The organism is Ensifer sp. MJa1, assembly GCF_037026475.1.
Classification (GTDB): domain Bacteria; phylum Pseudomonadota; class Alphaproteobacteria; order Rhizobiales; family Rhizobiaceae; genus Ensifer.
In genome coordinates this window covers 24,287-46,448 of record NZ_JAKUMO010000029.1, presented here as the reverse complement: position 1 = coordinate 46,448, position 22,162 = coordinate 24,287, and the positions used below count along the sequence as shown (strand labels likewise).

Genomic DNA, 22,162 nt, shown 5'->3' with positions numbered 1-22,162 from the left:
CTTGTCTATTCGCGAACAGTTTCGCGGGCGGGCGCTGGCCCGCGGCTTCGCTTGAGGCTCGGTAGAGCCAGCATGGCGAGAACGAAGAGGCCGGTCGCAAGCTTCAGGTCTGGCGGAGGCATGCCGGCCGCCAGGCAGAAGGAAACCAGTTGGTAGTAGACGATCGCGCCGACAAAGGGGGCGGCGAGCTGGCGCAGCACGCTCTGCTTGCCGACGATCGCTTCGCCGATCATCAGAGCGGCAAGGCCGTTGATCAGAATGCCGAGCCCCATATTGACGTCGGCAAAACCCTGCGACTGCACCATCAGCGCGCCGCTGGCCGCCGAAAACGCGCCGGCAAGCCCGACACCGCCGATCGTTGCCAGCCAGACGTTGATCCCTTGCGCTTCTGCCATGTCCGGGTTGGCGCCGACGGCGCGGACCGCTGTACCCTTCTCCGTCCGGAAGAAATGATAGAGCAGGAAGAAGACGACGAGTGCGATCAGCCCGGCAACGACGATCTTGCTTGCCGGAAAGCCCGGCTGCAGCCCTGGCGCCCAGTCGAAGACCGTCGGCGCACCGAAGACCGAGAGGTTCGATCGGCCCATGATCCTGAGGTTGATCGAATAGAGCATCGTCATCATCAGGATGCCGGCAAGCAGTGTGTGGATCCGGAACCTCAGATGGATGAAGGCCGTGCAGCAGCCGGCGAGGAAGCCGGCGACGAGCGCAATGGCAATTGCAGCTAGCGGCGACATGCCGGCCGCCATCAGCACGCCACAGACGCAGCCGCCGAGCGGGAACGCGCCCTCGCTGGTCAGATCCGGGAAGCTCAGCATGCGGAACGGGATCATGATCCCGAGCACGACGAAAGCGAGGATGAGGCTCTGCGCGAGCGTGACGGGAACGAGCGAGACGAAGCTCGCGATGGTGTTTTGAAGAATATCCATGATCGTCAGCTCGCCAGGAACATGCGGTCGGTTTTGACGGAGAAATGGCCGATCAGTTCAGGCACCGTCGTCTGGGCCTTGTCCTTGCCGTCGATTTCAAGGCGGACGCGTCCGGCGTCGAGCATGATGACCTTGTGGCCGAAATCCACCGCGTGCTGCATGTTGTGCGTCACCATCAGCGTCGTCAGCTTCAGGGCCTCGACCGCACGGATCGTCGCCTGCATGACGATATCGGCGGTGCGCGGATCGAGCGCCGCCGTGTGCTCGTCGAGCAGCAGCAATTCCGGCGAGCCGCCGACCGCCATGATCAGCGACAGCGATTGCCGTTGTCCTCCGGACAAGAGTTCCACGCGCGTGTCGAGGCGGTTTTCGAGACCAAGGCCGAGCAGCGATAGCCGCTCCTTGTAGGCGGCAAGCCGCGTCGCATTCAGCCCCCGGCGCAATGTGCGCTTGTTGCTGCGCAGTTCGGCGAGCAACATGTTTTCCGCAACCGTCATGCTGGCGGCGGTGCCGCGCATCGGGTCCTGGAAGACACGTGCGAGCCGCATGGCGCGCTTGTGGACGGGCGTTGCCGTGACGTCGTCGCCGTTGATGACGATCTGGCCGCTATCAAGCACCAGCGCGCCCGAGATGGCGTTGAGCATGCTGCTCTTGCCGGCGCCGTTCGAACCGATGACGACGCCGAATTCGCCTGTCGCAAGGCGAAGATCGAGGCCGTCGAGCGCGACCTTTTCGTCCGCCTGTCCCTTGTAGAATACCTTGCGGGCCGATCTGATTTCCAGCATTGGCTCTCCCCTTAACACTCATGAAGTGACGGCGTTTCCGACGCCGTCACTTGATCGAGATCGACCGGAGATCAGTCGACGACGCAATCGCACTCGTTCGCGAGCGCCGCCGGCACTTCGATGCCGAAGGCGGCCGTCGCCTTCTTCGAGATCAGCGGCGCATGATCTTCATAGCTCGGGCGCGAAGGCGCGATGGTCTTCGGGTCCGCGCCCTTGAGGATCTCGGCCGCGATCTTGCCGGCATTGACGCCGACCTGTTCGTAGTTGACCGCAAAGCTTGCCGGCACAACACCGTCACGCACCGCACCGTCGTCGGAGTTGACGATCGGGATCTGTGCCTGGCGTGCAGCCGCCGAAACGGCGCCGATCGCCGGCTGCAGCAGGTTGGATGCGGGCGTGTAGATCACGTCGGCCTTGCCTGCGAAGGAGGCGATGCGCTGCTGGATGTCGTTGACGTTGTCGACGCCGACCTCCACGACTTCGAAGCCAGCGGCAGGTGCCGCTTCCTTGATCTTGTCGAGCAGGGCCGTGTCGTTCGCTTCACCGGGGTTATAGGGCACGCCGAAGCGCTTGGCCTCCGGCAGAAGCTTGCGCGTAAATGCCATGACAGCGGCCACGTCCTGAAGGTCCGTAGCGCCGGTCATGCCGTCGTCACCAGCCTCCCAGGACGGAACCAGCTTTGCAGCGACCGGATCGGTGACGGCGGAAAAGACGACCGGAATGCCGGAGCCCGCGAGCGCCTTCTTGGCAATCTGCGAGACGGGCGTCGTGATCGTATAGACCAGTTTCGGCTGTTCGGCCTGCAGCTTGGCGATCATCTGCGGCACGAGCGAGGCGTCGAAGTTGGTGTGGCTCTCGGTGTAGACGACATCCTTGCCTTCGACGAAGCCGTTTTCGGCAAGCGCCTTCTTGAAGCCGGCAATCGATGCGCTCAGTTGCGGATGTTCGCCGAAATTGGCAATGCCGATGCGGATCGGATCAGCGGCGGCCGTACCCGCTCCCCATGCCAATGCGCCGGCGACGACCAACCCCGAAAGCCAAGTGCTCTTGCTCATACATCCCTCCCAGAACCTGACGAGCGTTACCGCCCTCCTCGGCGGCGTGCGTGGATGATGGCGAGGCTCGGAGTTCTTGTCAAACAAATATATATATTTTCACAATCAGCGCTGAACTATATATATTTGTGTCGATCCGATGCGGGCGCTAAGGGAATGTGATGCAGGACCACGAACAGTCGACGAAAACGGAATCGGCCTACCGGTTGCTACATCGCGACATTCTCGCGACGCGGCTGAAACCCGGCGCGCCGATGAAGCTGAGCACGCTGCGCGAAAGCTACGGCATCGGCTGGACGCCGCTGCGCGAAGCGTTGTCGCGGCTGGAAGCGGAAGGCCTCGTCACGGCCATCAGCAATCGCGGGTTTGCCGTCGCCCCGGTTTCACGCGAGGAACTGGATGACCTCACCCGCGCGCGCCTCGCGGTGGAAATGCCGCTGTTGATCGAATCGATAAAGAACGGTGACAGCGCATGGGAATCTGCCGTTGTCACGGCGCACTACCGGCTGTCCCGGTGCAAGGTTTCTGTCGAGCATTTCTCCGAAAGCGAGGTCGATGAATGGGACGAGAAGCATGCGGGCTTCCATGCAGCGCTGATCAGTGCTGCAAGGTCGAACTGGCTCTTGCGGTTTCAGGCAACGATCTCCGACCAGCTCCGGCGCCACCATCGCTTCTTGAGCCTGGCCCCGACGATGCGGGCTGCCGCTGGCATGAGCGCGGGGTATGAGGAAGCGGTTGCCGCCCTTGAGGACGCCATGGCGATCGAGCATCACACCGAACTCATGGAAGCGGCGCTCGATCGCGATATCGAGCGCGCGAAGGTGCTGATGGCCGAGCACATCGGCTTTACTGTCAATGTCTATGTCCAATCCGAGGATGGCGGTCGCGCCTCGCTGTCCACGCGCCAACCGGCGCCTGGGCTTGCGTCCAAATGACGGCCCGTGACAGCCTGTCCAAGACCTGCGAACCTCTTTAAAAGCAGTAGACGGAGATGCCGCGATTGGCGGCACAAGGTTAGAAGCGGACGTTGGAATGATGGGTGAAGACAAGTTCGACACTTCGTCGGAATGGGTCGATGGCGAGACCAAGGCGCTTGAGGCTCCGGGCGATCACCGCGCTGAGTTGAGGCTGTGGCTGCGTCTATTGACCTGCTCGACGCTGGTCGAAAGCGAAATCCGCCGCCGGCTCCGGGAGGAGTTCGATTCGACCCTGCCGCGTTTCGACCTGATGGCCCAGCTCGAGCGCGCGCCTGACGGTATGGTGCTTGGCGAAGTTTCGAAGCGCATGATGGTCTCGCCCGGCAACATCACGGTGCTGGTGGAACGCCTGACCGAGAGCGGCCATCTCAGCCGCACGACTCTGCCGACCGATCGGCGGGTGCAGATCATCGCGCTCACCCCGTTCGGCCGGGCCGAGTTCGAGAAGATGGCGGCAAGGCACGCCGACTGGATCTCCGACCTGTTCGCCGGCATTTCTCCAAAGGAGGGGGGCGTGCTGATGGACGAACTTGCCAAGCTCAAGCGGTCCGTCATCGCTTCCCTCGCGCGCAACACCTAAGCCGCCATTTTCCTTTCTTTTCCCGCCTCGAATGCAGGCGCGGTGCGGTGGTCCGCGCCGGTTTTCGTGCGCGTGTTCGGGCAGCATCTTCGCCAAAACAATTTTAAGCTTGAAATTTCTCCGAAACGAGTCCACCCTGCATCCAGCAGTCCGGGATGACGGCCAACGGCATCTCGACGGCGGACACGCGCAGCCGGAGCTCGGGAGGAGAACCACATGCGGATCGTCTGTATCGGAGGCGGGCCGGCGGGCCTCTATTTCGCGCTGCTGATGAAGCGGCAGCACCCGGAACACCACGTCACCGTCGTCGAACGCAACCGCGCCTTCGACACCTTCGGATGGGGGGTGGTCTTTTCGGACGCCACCATGCAGTCGATGCGGCAGTGGGATCCGGAGACAGCCGAGGCGATCGAGGTCTCGTTCAATCACTGGGACGATATCGAGCTCGTCTTCAAGGGCCGCAAGATCCGGACCACCGGCCACGGCTTCGTCGGCATCGGCCGCAAGAAGATGCTCAACATCCTTCAGGACCGCTGCCTGGAACTCGGCGTCGAGCTCGTCTTCGAGACGGACGTCGAAAGCGACGAGCAGTTTGCCGACGCAGACCTGATCATAGCCTCCGACGGCGTCAATTCGCGCATCCGCAACAAGTACGCAGACGTCTTTCGGCCGGACATGGTCGTCAGGCCCAACCGCTATGTCTGGCTCGGCACGAACAAAAAGTTCGACGCCTTCACCTTCGACTTCCAGCGCACCGAGCATGGCTGGTTCCAGGCGCACATCTACCGCTTCGACGAAAATACCTCGACCTTCATCGTCGAAACGACGGACGACGTTTTCCGGGCCCATGGCCTCGACCAGATGGATCAGGAACAGTCGATCGCCTTCTGCGAGAAGCTCTTTTCAGGCACGCTCGATGGCCACAAGCTGATGACCAATGCGCGGCACTTGCGCGGCTCCGCCTGGCTGAATTTCGGCCGGTTGATCTGTGAGAAGTGGAGCCATTTCAACGGCCGCAGCCACGTCGTGCTGATGGGCGATAGCGCCCACACGGCCCATTTCGCCATCGGCTCGGGCACCAAGCTTGCGATCGACGACGCCATCGAGCTTACAAGGCAGTTCGATATCCTCGGTCACGACAAGGCCAATATTCCCGCGGTGCTTGCCGCCTACGAGGACGTGCGCCGGGTCGATGTCGCCCGCATCCAGAACGCGGCGCGCAATGCCATGGAATGGTTCGAAGTGGTCGGCACGCGCTACGCCGATACGCTGGAGCCGGAGCAATTCATGTATTCGATGCTGACCCGCTCGCAGCGCATCAGCCACGAGAACCTCCGCCTGCGCGACAAGGACTGGCTCGAAGGCTTCGAGCGTTGGTTTGCCGAGCGTGCCGGTGTCGAACCCGCCGCGAACGGCACGGTCCCGCCGCCGATGTTCACGCCGTTCAAACTGCGCGGCCTGACGCTCAGGAACCGCATTGTGGTTTCGCCGATGGCGATGTACTCGGCGACCGACGGCGTGCCGAACGACTTTCACCTCGTCCATCTCGGCGCACGCGCCATGGGCGGCGCTGCCCTTGTCTTTCCGGAGATGACCTGCGTTTCCGCTGATGCCCGCATCACGCCCGGATGCCTGGGCTTATGGAACGACGAACAGGCACAGGCGTTCAAGCGCATCGTCGACTTCGTGCACCAGCAGACGCCCGCCAAGATCGGCCTCCAGCTCGGACACGCCGGCCGCAAGGGCGCGACCAAGCTTGCCTGGGAGGGCATCGACCAGCCCTTGAACGAAGGCGGCTGGCCGCTCATCTCCGCCTCGCCACTGCCATATCTCAAGCATTCCGACACGCCACGCGAAATGACGCGTGCCGACATGGACCGTGTCGTCGCGGACTTCGTGCACGCCACCGAGCGCGCCCGCGACATCGGTTTCGACATCCTCGAACTGCACGTCGCGCACGGCTATCTGTTGTCGAGCTTCCTGTCGCCGCTCACCAACCGGCGCACGGACGACTACGGCGGCGACCATCCCGCTCGCGCCCGCTTCCCGCTCGAAGTGTTTCATGCGGTCCGCAGGGCCTGGCCCGAGGACAGGCCGATGTCGGTGCGCCTGTCGACCCATGACTGGCACGAGGGCGGCAACACGCCCGAGGACGCGGCGATCTTCGCCCGCCTGTTCAAGGAAGCCGGTGCCGACATGATCGACTGCTCCTCCGGCCAGGTGGTCAAGGAAGAGAAGCCTGTCTACGGGCGGCTGTTCCAGACGCCGTTTTCCGACAAGATCCGCAACGAGATCCAGGTTCCGACCATCGCCGTCGGCGCGATTTCCGAGGCCGACCACGCCAATTCCATCATCGCTGCCGGCCGCGCCGATCTCTGCGCGATCGCGCGCCCGCATCTGGCCGATCCCTCCTTCGTCATGCACGAAGCGGCGAAGATCGGCTATGACGGCGAACCTTGGCCGAAGCAGTACCAATCCGCCCGGGCGCAATACGTGAACAACCTGGCGCGCGCCGCAACGACGGCGGGCAAGCCATGAACAAGAGGCACGCCCTAGTCACGGGTGCGGGAAGCGGTATTGGCAAGGCGATCGCGCTTGCGCTCGCTGCCGACGGCCATGTCGTCAGCCTTGCCGGGCGTCGCGCAGCGCCGCTCGAAACGGTGCAGGACGAAATCCTCGCGTCGGGCGGCGAAGCACACGTCTGCGCCGGGTTTGACGTGACGGATCCGGAAGCGGTCGAGCAAGGCATATCGGCCGCGATCGCTCAGGCCGGAGATATCGCCGTCCTCGTCAATTGCGCCGGCGAAGCGCCTTCGGCGCCGTTCGAAAAGACCGACTTCGCGCTTTGGCAGCGGGTGCTCTCCATCAACCTGACAGGCGTCTATCTGGTGACGCAGGCAGCCCTTGCCTCGGTGCGCCGGGCCGGCAACGGCCGGATCGTCAATGTCGCAAGCACCGCCGGCCTCACCGGCTACGCCTATGTTTCAGCCTATTGCGCCTCGAAACACGGCGTCGTCGGCCTGACCCGGGCGCTGGCGCTCGAGCTTGCGCGCACCGACGTGACCGTCAATGCCGTCTGCCCGGGCTTCACCGACACGCCGCTGATCGACGGTGCGCTCGACACGATCAGCGAGAAGACCGGCCGCTCGCGCGAGGATGCGCGCGCCAGCCTTGCCCGTTCCAATCCGCAGGGGCGCCTGGTGACGCCCGCCGAGGTCGCCCACACGGTCTCCTGGCTGGTTTCGGAAAGAGCGACCGCAATCACCGGCCAGGCGGTTGCCGTTGCCGGCGGCGAAGTTCTCGGAGGATAGAAATGACAAACCCGATGCAGGCCAAGAAGCGTGCCTTTAGGGATCATAAGGCCAAGCACTTCCTGTTCGAAACGGATGCCGACGGTCGGGTCGCGACGATCACGCTCAGCCGTCCGGAAAAGAAGAACCCGCTGACCTTCGAAAGCTACGAGGAGCTTGCCGATCTCTTCCGGTCGCTTGCCCGCGCCAGTGACGTGCGCGCCGTGGTGCTGACGGGCGCCGGCGATAATTTCTCCTCGGGCGGTGACGTGTTCGAGATTATCGAACCGCTGACGCGCATGTCGATGCCCGATCTGCTCGATTTTACACGCATGACCGGCGAATTGGTCCGCCAGATCCGTGCCTGCCCCCAGCCCGTCATTGCTGCCGTCGATGGCATCTGCGCCGGTGCCGGCGCCATCCTCGCGATGGCTTCCGATTTCCGCGTGGCGACGCCGGAGGCAAAGACGGCGTTTCTCTTCACTCGCGTCGGGCTCGCCGGTGCCGACATGGGCGCCTGCGGTATTCTTCCCCGCATCATCGGCCAGGGCCGTGCGGCCGAACTGCTCTTCACCGGCCGGGTGATGACGGCGACCGAGGGCCATGCCTGGGGCTTCTACAATGCGCTGCACGAGCGTCCGTCACTGCTTGCCGAGGCGCAGAGGTTCGCGCGTACCATCGCCGATGGCCCCTGGTTCGCCCATGCGATGACCAAGAAGATGCTCGACCAGGAATGGGCGATGGGCATCGACCAACTAATTGAATCGGAAGCCCAGGCCCAGGCGATCTGCATGGCGACCGGCGACTTCCGCCGCGCCTTCGAGGCATTCGCCGCCAAGGCAAAGCCCGAATTCAAGGGGAACTGAGCATGAGTTCCCCTGAGACGCCCTCGCGGCAGCCGACCCGCGACCACCTGAATTGGCCGTTCTATGACAACAGCCACCGCGTTCTCGCGACGGAGCTCGACGATTTCATGTCCAGCGGCGGGCTCGGCAACGTCGACCACGGCGATGTCGATGCCGCCTGCAAGCATCTGGTCGCAGCACTCGGCAACGCAGGCGTGCTTCGCCACTGCGTGCCGAAAGCCTTCGGTGGCAAGAGTGAAGAGATCGATAGCCGTTCGCTCTGCCTCGTGCGCGAGACGCTTGCCTATGCCGACGGCCTTGCCGACTTCGCCTTCGCCATGCAAGGGCTCGGCACCGGCGCGATCAGCCTTTCCGGCTCCGAGGCGCTGAAGCAGGCTATCTTGCCCAAGGTCGCCCGCGGCGAATGGATTGCCGCTTTCGCGCTGTCCGAGCCTGAAGCGGGATCCGATGTCGCGGCAATGGCCTGTGCCGCGAGGCGTGAGGGCGACCACTTCGTGCTCGACGGCGAGAAGACCTGGATTTCGAACGGCGGCATCGCCGATGTCTACACGGTCTTTGCCCGCACCGGCGAGGCGCCTGGCACGCGCGGCATTTCCGCCTTCGTGGTCTTCGCCGATACGCCGGGCTTCACGATCGCCGAGCGCATCGAGACGATCGCCCCCCATCCGCTCGCCCGGCTTCGCTTCGACAATTGCCGCATCCCGGCGTCGCAGCTTCTCGGAAGCCCGGGCGAAGGCTTCAAGATCGCCATGCGCACGCTCGATATCTTCCGCCCTTCGGTGGCCGCGGCCGCGATCGGCTTTGCCCGGCGCGCGCTCGACGAAGCGGTGAACCATGCGAAGAGCCGCAAGATGTTCGGCGCGACGCTTGCCGACCTGCCGACAGCACAAAGCACGCTCGGCGAGATGGCGACCGCGATCGACGCCGCCGCGCTTTTGACCTGCCGCACCGCATGGCAGCGCGACGTGCAGAAGCGGCCAACGACGCGGGAAGCGGCGATGGCCAAGATGACGGCGACAGAGAATGCGCAATGGGTCATCGACCAGGCGCTGCAGCTCTTCGGCGGCCGCGGCGTGCGCGTCGGCGAGATTACCGAGCGGCTCTATCGCGAGATCCGTGCACTCCGGATCTACGAGGGCGCGACCGAGGTTCAAAAGCTCATCATCGGCCGTGAGCTGATGAAGGACAGAGCACGATAACGAGGGGGATGTCGAACATGCACGGTTCGAAAGCGTCATTTGACTGGCAGGATCCATTCAACCTGGATCAGCAGTTGACCGAAGAAGAACGCATGGTGCGGCACACCGCCCAAGGCTATGCCGAAGACCGGCTTGCACCGCGGGTCCAGGAGGCCTTCCGCCACGAGAAGACCGACCCGTCGATATTCGCCGAGATGGGCGAACTCGGCCTGCTCGGCCCCATGGTGTCCGAGGAATACGGCGGCGCCGGCCTCAACTACGTCTCCTACGGCGTGATCGCGCGCGAGATCGAACGCATCGACAGCGGCTACCGCTCGATGATGAGCGTGCAGTCGTCGCTGGTGATCGTACCGATCTACACCTTCGGCAGCGAAAGCCAGAAGCGCAAGTATCTGCCGGGCCTGATCGCCGGCACCAAGATCGGCTGCTTCGGCCTCACAGAACCGGACCACGGGTCCGATCCCGGATCGATGATCACCAAAGCGACCAAGGTCGATGGCGGCTATCTGCTCTCGGGCTCGAAAACCTGGATTTCCAACGCGCCGATCGCCGACGTCTTTGTCGTCTGGGCAAAGACTGCCGACGGCGTCATCCGCGGCTTCATTCTCGAAAAGGGATGGAAGGGGCTGAGTGCGCCGGCGATCCATGGCAAGGTCGGGCTTCGCGCGTCGATCACCGGCCAGATCGTCATGGACGAGGTTTTCGTTCCTGATGAAAACATGCTGCCTGAGGTGACCGGGCTGAAAGGTCCCTTTACCTGCCTCAACTCCGCGCGCTTCGGCATCGCCTGGGGCGCGCTTGGCGCGGCGGAATCCTGTTACGAGACAGCACGCCAATACGTGATCGACCGCAAGCAGTTCGGCCGGCCACTCGCCGCCAACCAGCTGATCCAGAAGAAGCTCGCAGACATGGCAACGGAGATTGCCCTTGGTCTCCAAGGGTGTCTGCGCCTCGGACGCATGAAGGACGAAGGCAATCCGCCAGTCGAGCTGACCTCGATCCTCAAGCGCAATTCCTGCGGCAAGGCGCTGGAGATTGCCCGAACCGCCCGCGACATGCTCGGCGGCAACGGCATTTCGGACGAGTTTCCGGTGGCCCGCCATCTCGTCAACCTTGAAGTGGTCAACACCTACGAGGGCACGCACGATATCCACGCGCTGATCCTCGGCCGTGCCATCACTGGCATCGCCGCTTTCGCCAACTGAGGTCCGATCTTGATGTTCAGGACCAAGAGGCCACTGCGGTTCGGAGACTGCGATCCCTCCGGGATCGCCTATTTCCCCTCCTACCTCAACATCCTTGTCGGGGTGACGGAAGACTTCTTCGCCTCGCTCGGGTTCCCCTGGAAGGAGATGAACGACGAGCGGCGGATCGGCGTGCCGACGGTGCGCCTTGATCTTACCTTCGTCCGCCCCGGCTTTCAGGGTGATGATCTCGATTTCGTTTTGGCGGTCCGCGGTCTCGGCCGATCGTCGCTCGACATGGAGCACACGGTCTCGGCGAGAGACACGGTGCTCTGGACGGCGAAACAGCGGGTCGTTGCCACCTCGCTCGACAATCACGCTTCTTTGGCATGGCCGGACGACATCCGCGCCGCGCTGACACAACATCTGGAGACGATCGATGCACACCATCCTGCAACCTGAAGGCTGGGCGAAGCCCATCGGCTACGCCAACGGCGTCTCCGCCCGCGGCCGCACCGTTTTCGTCGGTGGCCAGATCGGCTGGAATGCGCAATCCGAGTTCGAGACCGACGATTTCGTCGAGCAGGTGCGCCAGACGCTGAAAAATGTCGTAGCCGTGCTTGCAGCCGGCGGTGCTGAGCCGCAACACATCACCACGATGACCTGGTACTTCACCGACAAGCAGGAATATGTCGGCAATCTGCGCGGCATCGGCCAGGCCTACCGCGAGGTGATCGGCCGGCACTTCCCGGCCATGGCAGCGATGCAGGTGGTGGCACTCGTCGAGGACCGCGCCAAGATCGAGATACAGGCCACGGCCGTCGTCCCCGATTGAGGTTTGTCGACATGGCCGAGATCCGGTTTTCCGAGAGCGTTTCCGCCCGTCTCGAAGACGACGTTTTGATCGTTACCATCAACAATCCGCCCGTAAACGCGCTCTCCGCGCATGTCCGGTCCGGCCTGATGGCAGCGCTCGACCATGCAGCCGATCAGCCGGTGATTGCCGGTCTCGTGATCACCGGCGCCGGCAACACCTTCATCGGCGGAGCGGATATCAAGGAATTCGGCAAGCCGCCGATGGCGCCCGTGCTTCCTGAGGTGATCGAGCGCATCGAAGCCTTCGAAAAGCCGATCGTCTCGGCTGTCAATGGCGCCGCCCTTGGCGGCGGCTGCGAGGTAGCGCTTGCCTGCCACGGCCGCATCGCCGGCGAAAAGGCATCCTTCGGACTGCCCGAAGTAAAGCTCGGCATCGTGCCTGGGGCCGGCGGCACCCAGCGACTGCCGCGCCTGATCGGCATCGTCCCCGCGATCGACCTCATCGCAACGGGACGTGCTGTCAAGGCCGACGAAGCTGTGGCGCTTGGCCTGGCCGATAGTCTTGCCGCCGATCCCGTATCGGCTGCGCTGACTTTCGCGCAGGCACAGGCCGGCAAGCCGCTTCGCCGCACGGGCATGATTGCAGTTCCGCCAGCGGACGCCGCTGCCATCAACGCGGCCGAAGCAAAGGTGTCGGCGAAGGCCCGCGGCCAGACTGCCCCCTCCGAGGCGGTCCGCCTCGTCAAGGCGGCCGGTGAACGCGAGTTGAAACAAGGACTGGCCGAGGAACGTATGGCCTTCCTGCGCCTGCGTGATTCAATCGAGTCCGCTGCCCTGCGGCACGTCTTCTTCGCCGAGCGCGCGGCCGGCAAGGTCGAGGGGCTCGACAAGGTATCACCTCGGCCGATCGCGATCGTCGGAGTGGTCGGCACGGGGCTGATGGGATCCGGCATCGCTGTTTCCGCCTTGACCTCCGGCTACCGCGTCATTGCGCTGGAGCAGACAGAGGATGCGGCCGCCAGCGGGCGGGCTCGCATCGCCGAAACGCTCGACAAGACCATGCGCTCCGGGCGGTTGACCACAACCAGCCGCGACGATTGCCTCGCGCGGCTGCAGACGACTGCGCAAGCTGGAGACCTCGCGCGAGCCGACCTCGTCATTGAAGCGGTGTTCGATGACATCAAGGTCAAAACGGAGCTGTTCCAGAAGCTCGACGGCATCGTCGCGCCCGGCGCCATTCTTGCGACCAACACGAGCTACCTCGACCCCGACGCGATTGCCGCGGCCACAGCCGATCCGTCGCGGGTGGTGGGCCTGCACTTCTTCTCTCCGGCCAATGTCATGCGGCTCGTCGAAGTCGTCGATTGTGCTGAGACGGCGCCGGAGGTGCTGGCAAGTGCGCTCGCCTTCGTCAAAAGCCTCGGCAAGTTGCCGATCGTTTGCGGCGTCACCGAAGGTTTCATCGGCAACCGCGTCTTCTCTGCCTACCGCCGCGAGGCGGAGTTCATGCTGGAAGATGGGGCGCTACCGCACGAGATCGACGCGGCTCTCGAAGCCTATGGGTTTCCGATGGGGATTTTCGCCGTCAACGACATGGCCGGGCTGGAGATCGCCTGGGCGCGCCGCAAGCGGCAGGCGGCGACGCGTGATCCTGCCGCCCGCTATGTCGAGATCGCCGACCGGCTCTGCGAGGCGGGCCGCCTTGGCCGCAAGAGCGGCCGCGGGTGGTATGCCTATCCCAAGGGCGAACGGGCCGTCGATCCTGAGGTTACGGCCATCATCGAAGCGGCGCGGGCGGCCAAGAACATCAAGCCGCGCAGTTTTACGGCGGAAGAGATCACCGGCCGGCTTCTGCTGGCGATGGTCGATGAGGGCAAGTCGTTGCTTACCGAAGGCATCGCCGCGCGTGCCGGCGATATCGATCTGGTGATGATCAACGGCTACGGCTTCCCGGCACACAAGGGCGGGCCGATGTTCGCCGCAGAACACAGCAAGGACCGGACATGACGGACGAAGCCTACATCGTCGGCGGTGTTCGCACGCCCATTGGCCGTTATGGCGGTGCTCTCGCGAGCGTGCGCCCGGACGACCTCGCCGCGCATGTGATCCGCGAAGCGTTGGCGCGCGTCTCGTCCGTTCCGGCAGAAGCGGTCGACGAGGTCGTGCTTGGCTGCGCCAACCAGGCGGGCGAGGACAACCGCAATATCGCGCGCATGGCTGCGTTGCTTGCCGGACTGCCGGAGACCGTTGCCGGAACGACCATCAACAGGCTTTGTGGTTCGGGGCTGGACGCCGTAGCCTATGCTGCACGTGCAATCCGCCTGGGCGAAGCGGGTATCGTTGTCGCTGGCGGCGTTGAAAGCATGTCGCGCGCGCCTTTCGTGATGCCCAAGGCCGAAAGCCCGTTCCAGCGCAACGCCGAGATCTACGATACAACGATCGGTTGGCGCTTCATCAATCCGCAGATGCAAGAGCGATATGGCATCGACACAATGCCGGAGACGGCGGAAAACGTCGCCGCCGGCTTTTCCATTTCGCGCGAAGATCAGGACAACTTTGCGCTACGCAGCCAGATCCGTGCGTCGGCAGCGCAAGCGAACGGCCGTTTTGCCAGGGAGATTGTCCGCTACCCGATCAAGGGTCGTAAGGGCGAGACGACCTATGTCGAACAGGACGAGCACCCGCGCGAAACGACCATCGAGAAACTGGCCAGCCTTCCGACACCTTTCCGTGCCAATGGTACGGTGACGGCCGGCAATGCATCCGGCGTCAACGACGGTGCAGCTGCCCTCATTCTTGCCTCAGGGGGAGCCGTCGAGCGGTACGGCCTCCAGCCGCTTGCGTGCGTTCAGGGGACGGCAACCATTGGCGTCCCGCCACGCATCATGGGAGTAGGCCCCGTCTATTCAACTCTCAAGCTCCTTCGCCGCTACGGGCTCGGTATCGGCGACATGGACATCGTCGAACTCAACGAGGCCTTCGCTGCCCAGGCCCTCGCCTGTACGCGTCAACTCGGGCTCGCGGACGATGCACCCCACGTCAATCCGAACGGTGGCGCGATTGCACTCGGCCATCCACTCGGCATGTCCGGCGCGCGCTTGGCGCTGACGGCCGCGTTGGAGATTGAGGCGCGAGGCGTCAGGCGCGCGCTCGCGACCATGTGCATCGGGGTTGGACAGGGCATCTCGATGTTGCTGACACGGCCGTGATGCATTTGACTTGATCCCGAGATCGAGCCGAGGCCGGGCAATGCGCCCAATCTTCGATCCCGTTTGACAGCGTTTGCAGACGACAATCGGGCAATCGTCCAGGCGGCAGGTCTCGCGTAGCGCCCGGCAGCCTTTCTCCACGATCTACAGTCACAGGAGCTCGAAGCGCGCAAGGCGGCTTGGCGGTCGAGCCAACGAATGACGCGTTATGGTCGGTCGCTCTCGGCGGTGGCTGGCTCCGTCGCCTGCGTCACTTCGAGCAGGGGATCATCGGCCAGCCTCAGGTCCAAGCTTCCCCAAATCGAGGGCTTTTGGTTGCCGGGTTTCGGCTTGCGGGATTGTTTGATTTCAACGATGAACGGCTTTGTCTGCTGACGCATTTTTCCTCCAGGCGACGAATCGCGGATGCAACGATATCGCGCACAACGGCTCTTGCAACTGCGGCATGGTTGAAGGTGGTTCAATCCTCGAGGAACATTGCCTCGATAGGCTGGAGGAAGCGCCCAGATTGGGGCCGCTCAAAAGCAAGGCCAGCCAATAGCACATCGAAAAACGTCGGGAACTCAAGAGCGCGCTTGACTTAACCAAGCGTTGCGAAATCGAGGAAGATGTCGTTCGTGCTGAGGCCGATCTCGCGGCTATTGTCGCCGAGCGCGCAGCTTGCATCGTAGCCGATCCGCCAGCTTGAGCCCGGGGACATCGAGAAACAACGCGACCGTCTCTTCTTCGTCCGCCCATGGCCGACGTGGCCTCCCAGACGTTTGCCGCCGCCAGAAACCGCGTATGATTTCTAGGGGAGGTCCTCGACCATGACCGTCAAGAAGCAACCGTCAATCAACGCGGGCAACTTCACCTTCTATAGCGCTCAGTATTCGCGCTTCGGCAGCCGGCTCGCAGCCGAGGTCAGACTCGAGGCCTATGGCGTGGACCTCGGCCAACAAGGATGGCGGTCGCTTGGCGAACAAGGCGAAATAATCGGACTTGTCCAAGAAAATCCTCAGGGAAAACTGCTCGATGTCGCTTGCGGGTCTGGCGGCCCATCGATTGCGATCGCCGCCGCCACGGGATGTCGGCTGACGGGCGTCGATATTGAAGAGGCCGCTATCGAGCACGCAAAGGCATTGGCTGCGGCCGCGCATCTGCCGCTGGGTGCAACGTTTGTTGTCGCCGATTGCAGCCAGCGACTGCCGTTCGACAAGGGAGAATTCGACGTCATCTCCTGCATTGACGCAATCATACACCTGGCGTCCCGTCGCGAGGTGTTCGCAGACTGGTTCAGGCTACTCAGGCCGGGCGGTCGGCTGATTCTGACTGATGCGTGCGTCCTGACCGGAGCTGTTTCGAAGGAAGAATTGGACATCCGGGCGTCTCAGGGAAAGTTTCATATCGTCCCTACGGCATTTAATGAGCTCATGCTTGAGAGAGCCGGTTTCGAGCTAAGTCTCTGCAGAGACACGACGGAAGCTGTCTCAAATCTGGCGTTGCGCCTCTACCGCGCTCGCCAATCGCGCCGTGCTGCGCTGTTGGAAGAGGAGGGCGCGGACTGGTTCGAAAGCAGGCAGGTCTTTTTGAAGACAACCGCTGAATTGGCCGCAGCGCGGAGACTATCCAGATTCCTCTACGTCGCAGAGAAGCCAATGCAAACGTAGATTTCTTAACACTAGCCAGCGTCAACCGACACGAGACTGCAAGCCGAACGGGTTCATTCGCCTGCTGATGCCGCCGGAAAGGCTGGCTGGGTTGGGAAAATCAGCGCGGGGTCGTTGCCATTGCCATCTAGGTCACCCTTTCTCGCCAACCTTTGAGTGGGAAGCATGGAGAACCGCGGTACGTTGAGATGTTCGCGGTATCAAGGGTTGATATTAGCCTTTCCGGCCGCTTAAACCTTCATAGGCGCCGAAGCCACATCGGCCTTTCGGAAACCGGAGCAATATTTATGAGCCGCCAACTTTCTCTCCCGCGCGACCGAATTTCCGTGCTTCTGCTGGAAGGCATTAGCCAGACCGCGGTGGACTATTTTTCGTCGTCCGGCTACACCAACCTCATTCATCTGCCGAAGGCGCTCGATGACAAGGATCTTAAGCGCCACATCGCCGACGCTCATATCATCGGCATTCGTTCCCGCACGCAGCTGACAGACGAGATTTTCGAATCCGCCAAGAAATTGATCGCCGTTGGCTGTTTTTCCGTCGGTACGAACCAGGTCGATCTGGATGCAGCGCGGCGGCGCGGCATTCCGGTGTTCAATGCACCATATTCAAACACGCGATCGGTGGCCGAGCTTGTGATCGGCGAGATTATCATGCTGACACGACAGATTTTTCCGCGCTCGGCTTCCGCGCATCAAGGTGGGTGGGAGAAGTCCGCTGTCGGCAGCCGGGAGGTCCGCGGCAAAACGCTCGGCATTGTCGGCTACGGCAATATCGGATCGCAGCTCAGTGCGCTTGCGGAAAGCATGGGCATGGTCGTGCGCTACTTCGATCTTTCCGATCGGCTGCGCCGGGGCAATTCGGAGTCGATGGCTTCGCTCGGTGACCTTCTCGAAATCTCTGACTATGTGACGATGCACGTTCCCGAAACACCCTCGACGCATAACATGATTACCGAAACCGAATTGCGCCGCATGAAGAAGGGCGCCATCTTCATCAACAATTCTCGCGGCACGGTGGTCGATCTCGATGCGCTTGCGAAAGTCCTGAACGACGGGCATCTGGCGGGTGCCGCGGTGGACGTGTTCCCCAAGGAGCCGGCATCGAACAACGATCGGTTTGAGACGCCGTTGCAAGGCTTGAGCAATGTCATTCTGACGCCGCATATCGGCGGCTCCACTGAGGAAGCCCAAGAGCGCATCGGCGGGGAGGTTTCAAGGAAGCTGGTCGAGTATTCCGACATCGGCTCAACGATGGGCGCTGTGAACTTTCCGCAAGTACAACTGCCCGAGCGCCCGAACGGCACGCGTTTCATTCACGTGCATGAAAACCGCCCGGGAATGCTCATCCAGCTCAACGAGATCTTCTCGTCGCGCGGGCTGAACATCGTCGCTGAGTTCCTTCAGACGCTTGGCGACACGGGCTATGTGGTGGTCGAGGCCGACGGGATCTCCGAAAATGCCGACGAGATTCTTCAGGCCCTACGCGAAATTCCTGGAACGATACGAACGCGATTAGTCTACTGAGCACTGACCGGGACTCAGCGCACCAGCGAATGATTGGTTTGGTTGCCATCGCTGGGCGCGCAGGCCTGGTGGAGCCGCGTGCGGTCGGAACTGTACCGCTGTTCCTGCATGATGTGTCCGGGAGTTTTCGGGGAGGGGAGGGGAGGTTGCAGGGTCCGGAAGAACCTGCCGCCGCTTTCTAGGCTCACGGCACTGAGCTGAAGCTTCGAGCCCATAGCGATTACGATCGCGTGGCGCCAAAGCACCGTGCTATCGGTCGTCTGATGAACCGTGCCCTCAGCGGCGGACAAGGCCAAACCGGCGGGCTTCTGTGGCGGAAATGCTGCTCTCTTCGTCGCCTGAGCTCCCGAGCGGGCAGGACACATCAACACGACCGGCGGCTGCGCGCGGTGTTTTCGCTTGAGCCGATGCTGATGGCGCAAAGGCGGCAATAGCATCGGCTCAAGGCTTCTTGAAAGTGGGATCGATCGTTCGCATTTGAGATTCTGCCGCAGTGTCAATAATTGCGCAAATATTGTTATTATGGCATGCTGTGACGCAATTGGAGGTGTGTGGACATGAACGTTTCCATTGGTGACCGCTGGGAAGCCTTTGTATCTAACATCGTGAAGGATGGCCGTTACGGTTCCGCCAGCGAAGTGGTGCGTGAAGGATTGCGCCTCGTCGAGGAACGCGAGCAGAAGCTGAGGGCTCTAACCAGCCTGCTCAACAAATCGATTGCCGATGGCGGCGAAGCATCCGACGCAGATATTGACGCGGCGCTTGAAGCCAAGGCCGACCAGCTGACCAAGGAAGGCTTCTAAGGGTGCCGCAGCTTCGTATGCTGCCTTCGGCACTCACAGACCTGGTCAATATTCTCGAATACATCACTCGACAGAGCGGTAGTTTGGTCGTGGGACGTCGGTTTGTCGGAGAGCTTCGGCAAAAATGCCGGACACTGGCCGACCTTCCCGGCACTCTTGGCCGAGCACGGCCGGAATTGCGCTCCGATATACGCAGCGCGGCGTTCAAGGGATACGTCATCTTTTTCCGCTACGTCGACGAACGTTTCGAGGTCGTCAATATCATCGAGGGGCATCGCGATATCGACGAGTTGTTTTCCTGGGTCGACGCGAACGAGTAGCACGTCACGCCCCGTTGACCTGACTGCCAATTGTCGCTCGAGCCACAGATACCAACGACGAACTCGCGGAGGCGCTAGGTGACCAACCGCGCTGCCCGTCCATGTTTGCGCTCTGCGTCGTTGTAATATAAGGCAATTTTCCGCTGCCGAAGCTCGGCCTGTGTCTTGCGCCGATTGATTTCGGCGAGCTTCGCGCCTTGATAAACGAAACAGCAATTTTGTTAATTAACGTATTGGCTTAATTAACAATGGGCACGGAAGTTGGTTCGAATCCGCTCAAGGCGAGGTCGGCCGTGGGGCGTTCAGGTTTCAAAGCCCCGCTGATTGAATGCTATAGTCGGCTGAGCAACTCTGTCTTCTTCGCCTCGAACTCCTGATCCGTGAGAATGCCTTTCGCATGAAGTGCCGCGAGGCGTTCGATCTTGTCGAAGATGTCCTCATCCGACCGAACCGCCTCCGGCGCTGGATGTGCCCTCTGTTGTGGCTCGGCGGGTTCTGACGCGGGCGATGCGAACATCGACGGCGCAGCGGTGGCGGTGGCTGCTTCGTCGATCGGCGTGTCTCTCGGTTCCTTGCCGCCCTGCCGTATCAAAACCAGTTCCGAAATCTTCACCAGTCCATACTGAGAGGTGAAGCTCAGCGACTGGTCGCCGCCTTGCTGTTGCGAGAACCCGCCAATGCGATGGTCCTTCGTGTCATAGACCATCACCCGGCCGCCGATGTCGATCGCTAGCCGTCGGGTTGTCGGGAAAAAGGCATACCGCAGGTCGTTCTGCGCCCCGGTCGAGGCAGGATGCCCGAGCTCCTCGGGCCACCAGTTCCCAGCCGAAAACGCACCCGGCACGAACAGGCTGACGCCGCCCCCCTGGTCTTGATATTGGGCCTGGTGTGACGTCTGCGGGCGCAGCAAATCCGTGCCGCGCACCAAGGCCGCAAGCTCGGAACAAACCCCGGCCACGTTTGCCTTCAGCGCGTTATTGAACATGTCGCCGACCATGATCATGCCGCCCTGCGACCATTGCCCCATCCCACCTAGATCGGGATGATTGAACTGGGCCTGTGTCGCCTGCCCGGCGATAACCGCCATCAGAAGGTGCTCCACCGCTCCGAGGCTGACCCCGTACCGCTCTGCAATCCCACCCAGGGTTCGTCGACCTTCTTCACTAAGTTGTCTCATCACGATCCCCCCGCTCCATCGCCAGTTCTGCCTCGAGGCTCTCGGTGTCGCGGAAGATCGTGGCGACCGCCAACACGCGTCCGCCGCGCTTGAAGCGCAGGAGGCAGTCCTTGGCGGGAATGTCGCCTTCGACCTCTATTTCGTCCCATGTCTCGGCATGGCCGACATAGTTGATGGGAACGTTGTAATGCTGGCTCCAAAAGAACGGCACATCCCTGAACTTCTTCTGGCGTCCGAGCATGTTGAGTGCGGCCGCAGCGCCTTGCCGCTGCGCCACCACCCAGTGCTCCACTCTGATGTTCTCGCCGCTATGGGGATCGGGCCACCGGGCAATATCGCCGCCCGCATATATGCCCGGCGCGCTGGTCTCCAGATAGGCATCGACCAGGACGCCGCGATCGGTCGCGAGCCCGGCCGCTTCGGCGAGACCGACCCGCGGCCGCACGCCGATGCCGGCAACGACCATGTCTGCGGCCAGGATGCCGCCGCTGCTCAGCTGGATCTCCGTTGCGCCGATGTTCGCCGCGGTATCCCCAAGGTGGAAGATGACGCCATTTTCCTCATGCAGGGTACGGATGAAATCGCCGATCTGCGGCCCCAGTATCCGTTCCATCGGCCGTTCCTCGGGCGCCACCACATGCACCTTGACACCGCGGCCCCGAAGGGCAGCGGCAACTTCGAGGGCGATAAAGCTGGCGCCCAGGACGACGGCGCTACGTGCGGTGCCGGCTTGCGCAATGATCTTCCGACTGTCGGCAAGCGAGCGCAGCGTGTGGACATGAGGCTGGTCGGCGCCGGGTATGGTCAGGCGAACCGGTTCGGCGCCCATCGCCAGCAACAGTCTGTCGAAGGCGACCCGTGCCCCATCGGCGAGTAAGATTTCGCTGGCGCGGACGTCGATGCCGGCAACCCTGGTTGCGAGGCGCAAGTCGATGCCGTTCTTGGCATAGAAGCCCTCCTTGCGCAGCGGGATCCAATCCTCCGGCGCCTTACCGGCGAGATAGTCCTTCGAAAGGTTAGGGCGGTCGACGGGCAGCGCCTCGTCATCGCTGATCATGACGATGGCGCCCTGAAATTGTTCGCGCCGCAGTCTTTCGGCGGCGGCAAAGCCGGCGGCGCCGCCACCGACGATGACGATCTTTTCGGGAGCCGCTCCGGCATCGCCTTCGCGTGAAACCGGCGACTGCTTCTTAAGTTTCTCGCCGACGACTATTTTGTCGCCGCGCTGTTCAACCGACCAGCAGGGGAGCGGCGATAACGCCGGAGGACGCAGGGCCTCTCCGGTGCGCAGATCAAAGCAGGCGTGATGCCAGGGGCAGCGAACGGTGTCGTCGGTGATGAGGCCATCGACCAGCGGCCCACCGTAATGCGAGCAGCTGGCGGCTATCGCGAAGATCTCGGATCCGCGGCGCACCAGAAGCACCGGCTCGCCATCGCGATGACCGACCAACTTGCCGCCATCGGGGAGATCGGCGAGCGCAATGCCGAAGGCGAGGTCGGGTCCGCTGGGCTCTGAATGGTTGGCGGCCATCTTCTCCTCCGTCGAAGGGCAGCTGCCGGTGTCGTCCACTGCGACGCTGGGCTTGCTCACCCACAGGAAACTCGTCTGGAATTGTCTGCCATTCTGGCTCCCAGGCAAGCGAATTTGACCTGCAGTTGCGCGCAATCTTTTGGAGTATGCCCCATACGAACAACGGCCGCCGGCGCTGTGCAAAGCGCGATTTCCCGAACCAATTTCGACTTCAAGTTGGCGGAGTTGGCCCGCTGAAATCTATAGTACTCGTCTGGTGGAAACGC

General features: G+C 62.5%; 21 protein-coding genes. 15 read left to right on the top strand and 6 right to left on the bottom strand.

All coding sequences use genetic code 11. From position 1 onward, the window contains the following. Positions 1–5: 5 nt before the first annotated feature. The 3 genes from MKZ91_RS27745 to MKZ91_RS27735 all read right to left on the bottom strand — a co-directional run bounded on the left by MKZ91_RS27745 (position 6) and on the right by MKZ91_RS27735 (position 2,769). On the bottom strand, positions 6–929 hold the full coding sequence (locus MKZ91_RS27745; RefSeq protein ID WP_336174264.1) for an ABC transporter permease: 924 nt from the start codon (positions 927–929) through the stop codon (positions 6–8). 5 nt (positions 930–934) lie between these two features. Next, complete coding sequence (locus MKZ91_RS27740) at positions 935–1,714, bottom strand: ABC transporter ATP-binding protein (RefSeq protein WP_336174263.1); 780 nt, start codon at positions 1,712–1,714, stop codon at positions 935–937. Between the two features lie 71 nt (positions 1,715–1,785). Next, positions 1,786–2,769, bottom strand: a complete 984-nt coding sequence (locus MKZ91_RS27735) for an ABC transporter substrate-binding protein (RefSeq protein ID WP_336174262.1) — start codon at positions 2,767–2,769, stop codon at positions 1,786–1,788. Between the two features lie 161 nt (positions 2,770–2,930). Here MKZ91_RS27735 and MKZ91_RS27730 point away from each other — a divergent pair, with 161 nt between their 5' ends. From MKZ91_RS27730 to pcaF, 11 genes are all read left to right on the top strand, one after another. Continuing rightward, the gene (locus MKZ91_RS27730; RefSeq protein ID WP_336174261.1) at positions 2,931–3,704 is read left to right on the top strand and encodes a GntR family transcriptional regulator; all 774 of its coding nucleotides are present in this window, start codon (positions 2,931–2,933) and stop codon (positions 3,702–3,704) included. A gap of 97 nt (positions 3,705–3,801) precedes the next feature. After that, the gene (locus MKZ91_RS27725; RefSeq protein WP_336174260.1) at positions 3,802–4,326 is read left to right on the top strand and encodes a MarR family winged helix-turn-helix transcriptional regulator; all 525 of its coding nucleotides are present in this window, start codon (positions 3,802–3,804) and stop codon (positions 4,324–4,326) included. A gap of 216 nt (positions 4,327–4,542) precedes the next feature. Continuing rightward, positions 4,543–6,864 carry a bifunctional salicylyl-CoA 5-hydroxylase/oxidoreductase gene (locus tag MKZ91_RS27720; RefSeq protein WP_336174259.1) on the top strand — a complete coding sequence of 774 codons (2,322 nt, stop codon included), beginning with the start codon at positions 4,543–4,545 and terminating at the stop codon, positions 6,862–6,864. Continuing rightward, positions 6,861–7,637 carry an SDR family NAD(P)-dependent oxidoreductase gene (locus MKZ91_RS27715; RefSeq protein ID WP_336174258.1) on the top strand — a complete coding sequence of 259 codons (777 nt, stop codon included), beginning with the start codon at positions 6,861–6,863 and terminating at the stop codon, positions 7,635–7,637. The genes MKZ91_RS27720 and MKZ91_RS27715 overlap by 4 nt, the downstream gene beginning before the upstream one ends. A 2-nt stretch (positions 7,638–7,639) precedes the next feature. Then, positions 7,640–8,482 carry an enoyl-CoA hydratase family protein gene (locus MKZ91_RS27710; RefSeq protein WP_336174257.1) on the top strand — a complete coding sequence of 281 codons (843 nt, stop codon included), beginning with the start codon at positions 7,640–7,642 and terminating at the stop codon, positions 8,480–8,482. 2 nt (positions 8,483–8,484) lie between these two features. Continuing rightward, positions 8,485–9,681: an acyl-CoA dehydrogenase family protein gene (locus MKZ91_RS27705; protein WP_336174256.1), complete on the top strand. Its 1,197-nt coding sequence runs from the start codon at positions 8,485–8,487 to the stop codon at positions 9,679–9,681. 17 nt (positions 9,682–9,698) lie between these two features. Next, positions 9,699–10,886, top strand: coding sequence for an acyl-CoA dehydrogenase (locus MKZ91_RS27700; RefSeq protein ID WP_336174255.1), 1,188 nt, complete (start codon positions 9,699–9,701; stop codon positions 10,884–10,886). A gap of 9 nt (positions 10,887–10,895) precedes the next feature. Then, positions 10,896–11,327, top strand: coding sequence for an acyl-CoA thioesterase (locus MKZ91_RS27695; RefSeq protein WP_336174254.1), 432 nt, complete (start codon positions 10,896–10,898; stop codon positions 11,325–11,327). Beyond that, a complete protein-coding gene (locus tag MKZ91_RS27690; RefSeq protein ID WP_336174253.1) occupies positions 11,305–11,700 on the top strand; it encodes a RidA family protein in 396 nt (131 codons plus the stop codon). The genes MKZ91_RS27695 and MKZ91_RS27690 overlap by 23 nt, the downstream gene beginning before the upstream one ends. Before the next feature lie 11 nt (positions 11,701–11,711). After that, the gene (locus MKZ91_RS27685) at positions 11,712–13,688 is read left to right on the top strand and encodes a 3-hydroxyacyl-CoA dehydrogenase NAD-binding domain-containing protein (protein WP_336174252.1); all 1,977 of its coding nucleotides are present in this window, start codon (positions 11,712–11,714) and stop codon (positions 13,686–13,688) included. After that, positions 13,685–14,890, top strand: a complete 1,206-nt coding sequence (pcaF, locus tag MKZ91_RS27680; protein WP_336174251.1) for a 3-oxoadipyl-CoA thiolase — start codon at positions 13,685–13,687, stop codon at positions 14,888–14,890. Before MKZ91_RS27685 ends, pcaF begins: the two co-directional genes overlap by 4 nt. A gap of 206 nt (positions 14,891–15,096) precedes the next feature. On the opposite strand, the gene MKZ91_RS27675 is transcribed toward pcaF, so the two are convergent. Next, positions 15,097–15,270 (bottom strand): hypothetical protein, encoded by a 174-nt coding sequence (locus MKZ91_RS27675; protein WP_336174250.1) that lies wholly within the window; start codon positions 15,268–15,270, stop codon positions 15,097–15,099. A 429-nt stretch (positions 15,271–15,699) separates the two neighbouring features. On the opposite strand from MKZ91_RS27675, the gene MKZ91_RS27670 reads away from it, so the two are divergent. The 4 genes from MKZ91_RS27670 (at position 15,700) to MKZ91_RS27655 (ending at position 19,188) form a co-directional block, all read left to right on the top strand. Continuing rightward, the gene (locus tag MKZ91_RS27670) at positions 15,700–16,539 is read left to right on the top strand and encodes a class I SAM-dependent methyltransferase (protein WP_336174249.1); all 840 of its coding nucleotides are present in this window, start codon (positions 15,700–15,702) and stop codon (positions 16,537–16,539) included. Between the two features lie 287 nt (positions 16,540–16,826). Continuing rightward, positions 16,827–18,065 (top strand): phosphoglycerate dehydrogenase, encoded by a 1,239-nt coding sequence (gene serA, locus MKZ91_RS27665; protein WP_336174248.1) that lies wholly within the window; start codon positions 16,827–16,829, stop codon positions 18,063–18,065. Positions 18,066–18,622: 557 nt separating this feature from the next. Then, on the top strand, positions 18,623–18,868 hold the full coding sequence (locus MKZ91_RS27660; RefSeq protein WP_336174247.1) for a type II toxin-antitoxin system ParD family antitoxin: 246 nt from the start codon (positions 18,623–18,625) through the stop codon (positions 18,866–18,868). A 17-nt stretch (positions 18,869–18,885) separates the two neighbouring features. Continuing rightward, positions 18,886–19,188, top strand: coding sequence for a type II toxin-antitoxin system RelE/ParE family toxin (locus MKZ91_RS27655; protein ID WP_336174246.1), 303 nt, complete (start codon positions 18,886–18,888; stop codon positions 19,186–19,188). Between the two features lie 331 nt (positions 19,189–19,519). On the opposite strand, the gene MKZ91_RS27650 is transcribed toward MKZ91_RS27655, so the two are convergent. Together MKZ91_RS27650 and MKZ91_RS27645 are read right to left on the bottom strand one after the other, a co-directional pair. After that, on the bottom strand, positions 19,520–20,275 hold the full coding sequence (locus tag MKZ91_RS27650) for an SHOCT domain-containing protein (RefSeq protein ID WP_336174245.1): 756 nt from the start codon (positions 20,273–20,275) through the stop codon (positions 19,520–19,522). A 76-nt stretch (positions 20,276–20,351) separates the two neighbouring features. Continuing rightward, on the bottom strand, positions 20,352–21,896 hold the full coding sequence (locus tag MKZ91_RS27645) for an FAD-dependent oxidoreductase (RefSeq protein ID WP_336174283.1): 1,545 nt from the start codon (positions 21,894–21,896) through the stop codon (positions 20,352–20,354). Between the last annotated feature and the right edge of the window lie 266 nt (positions 21,897–22,162).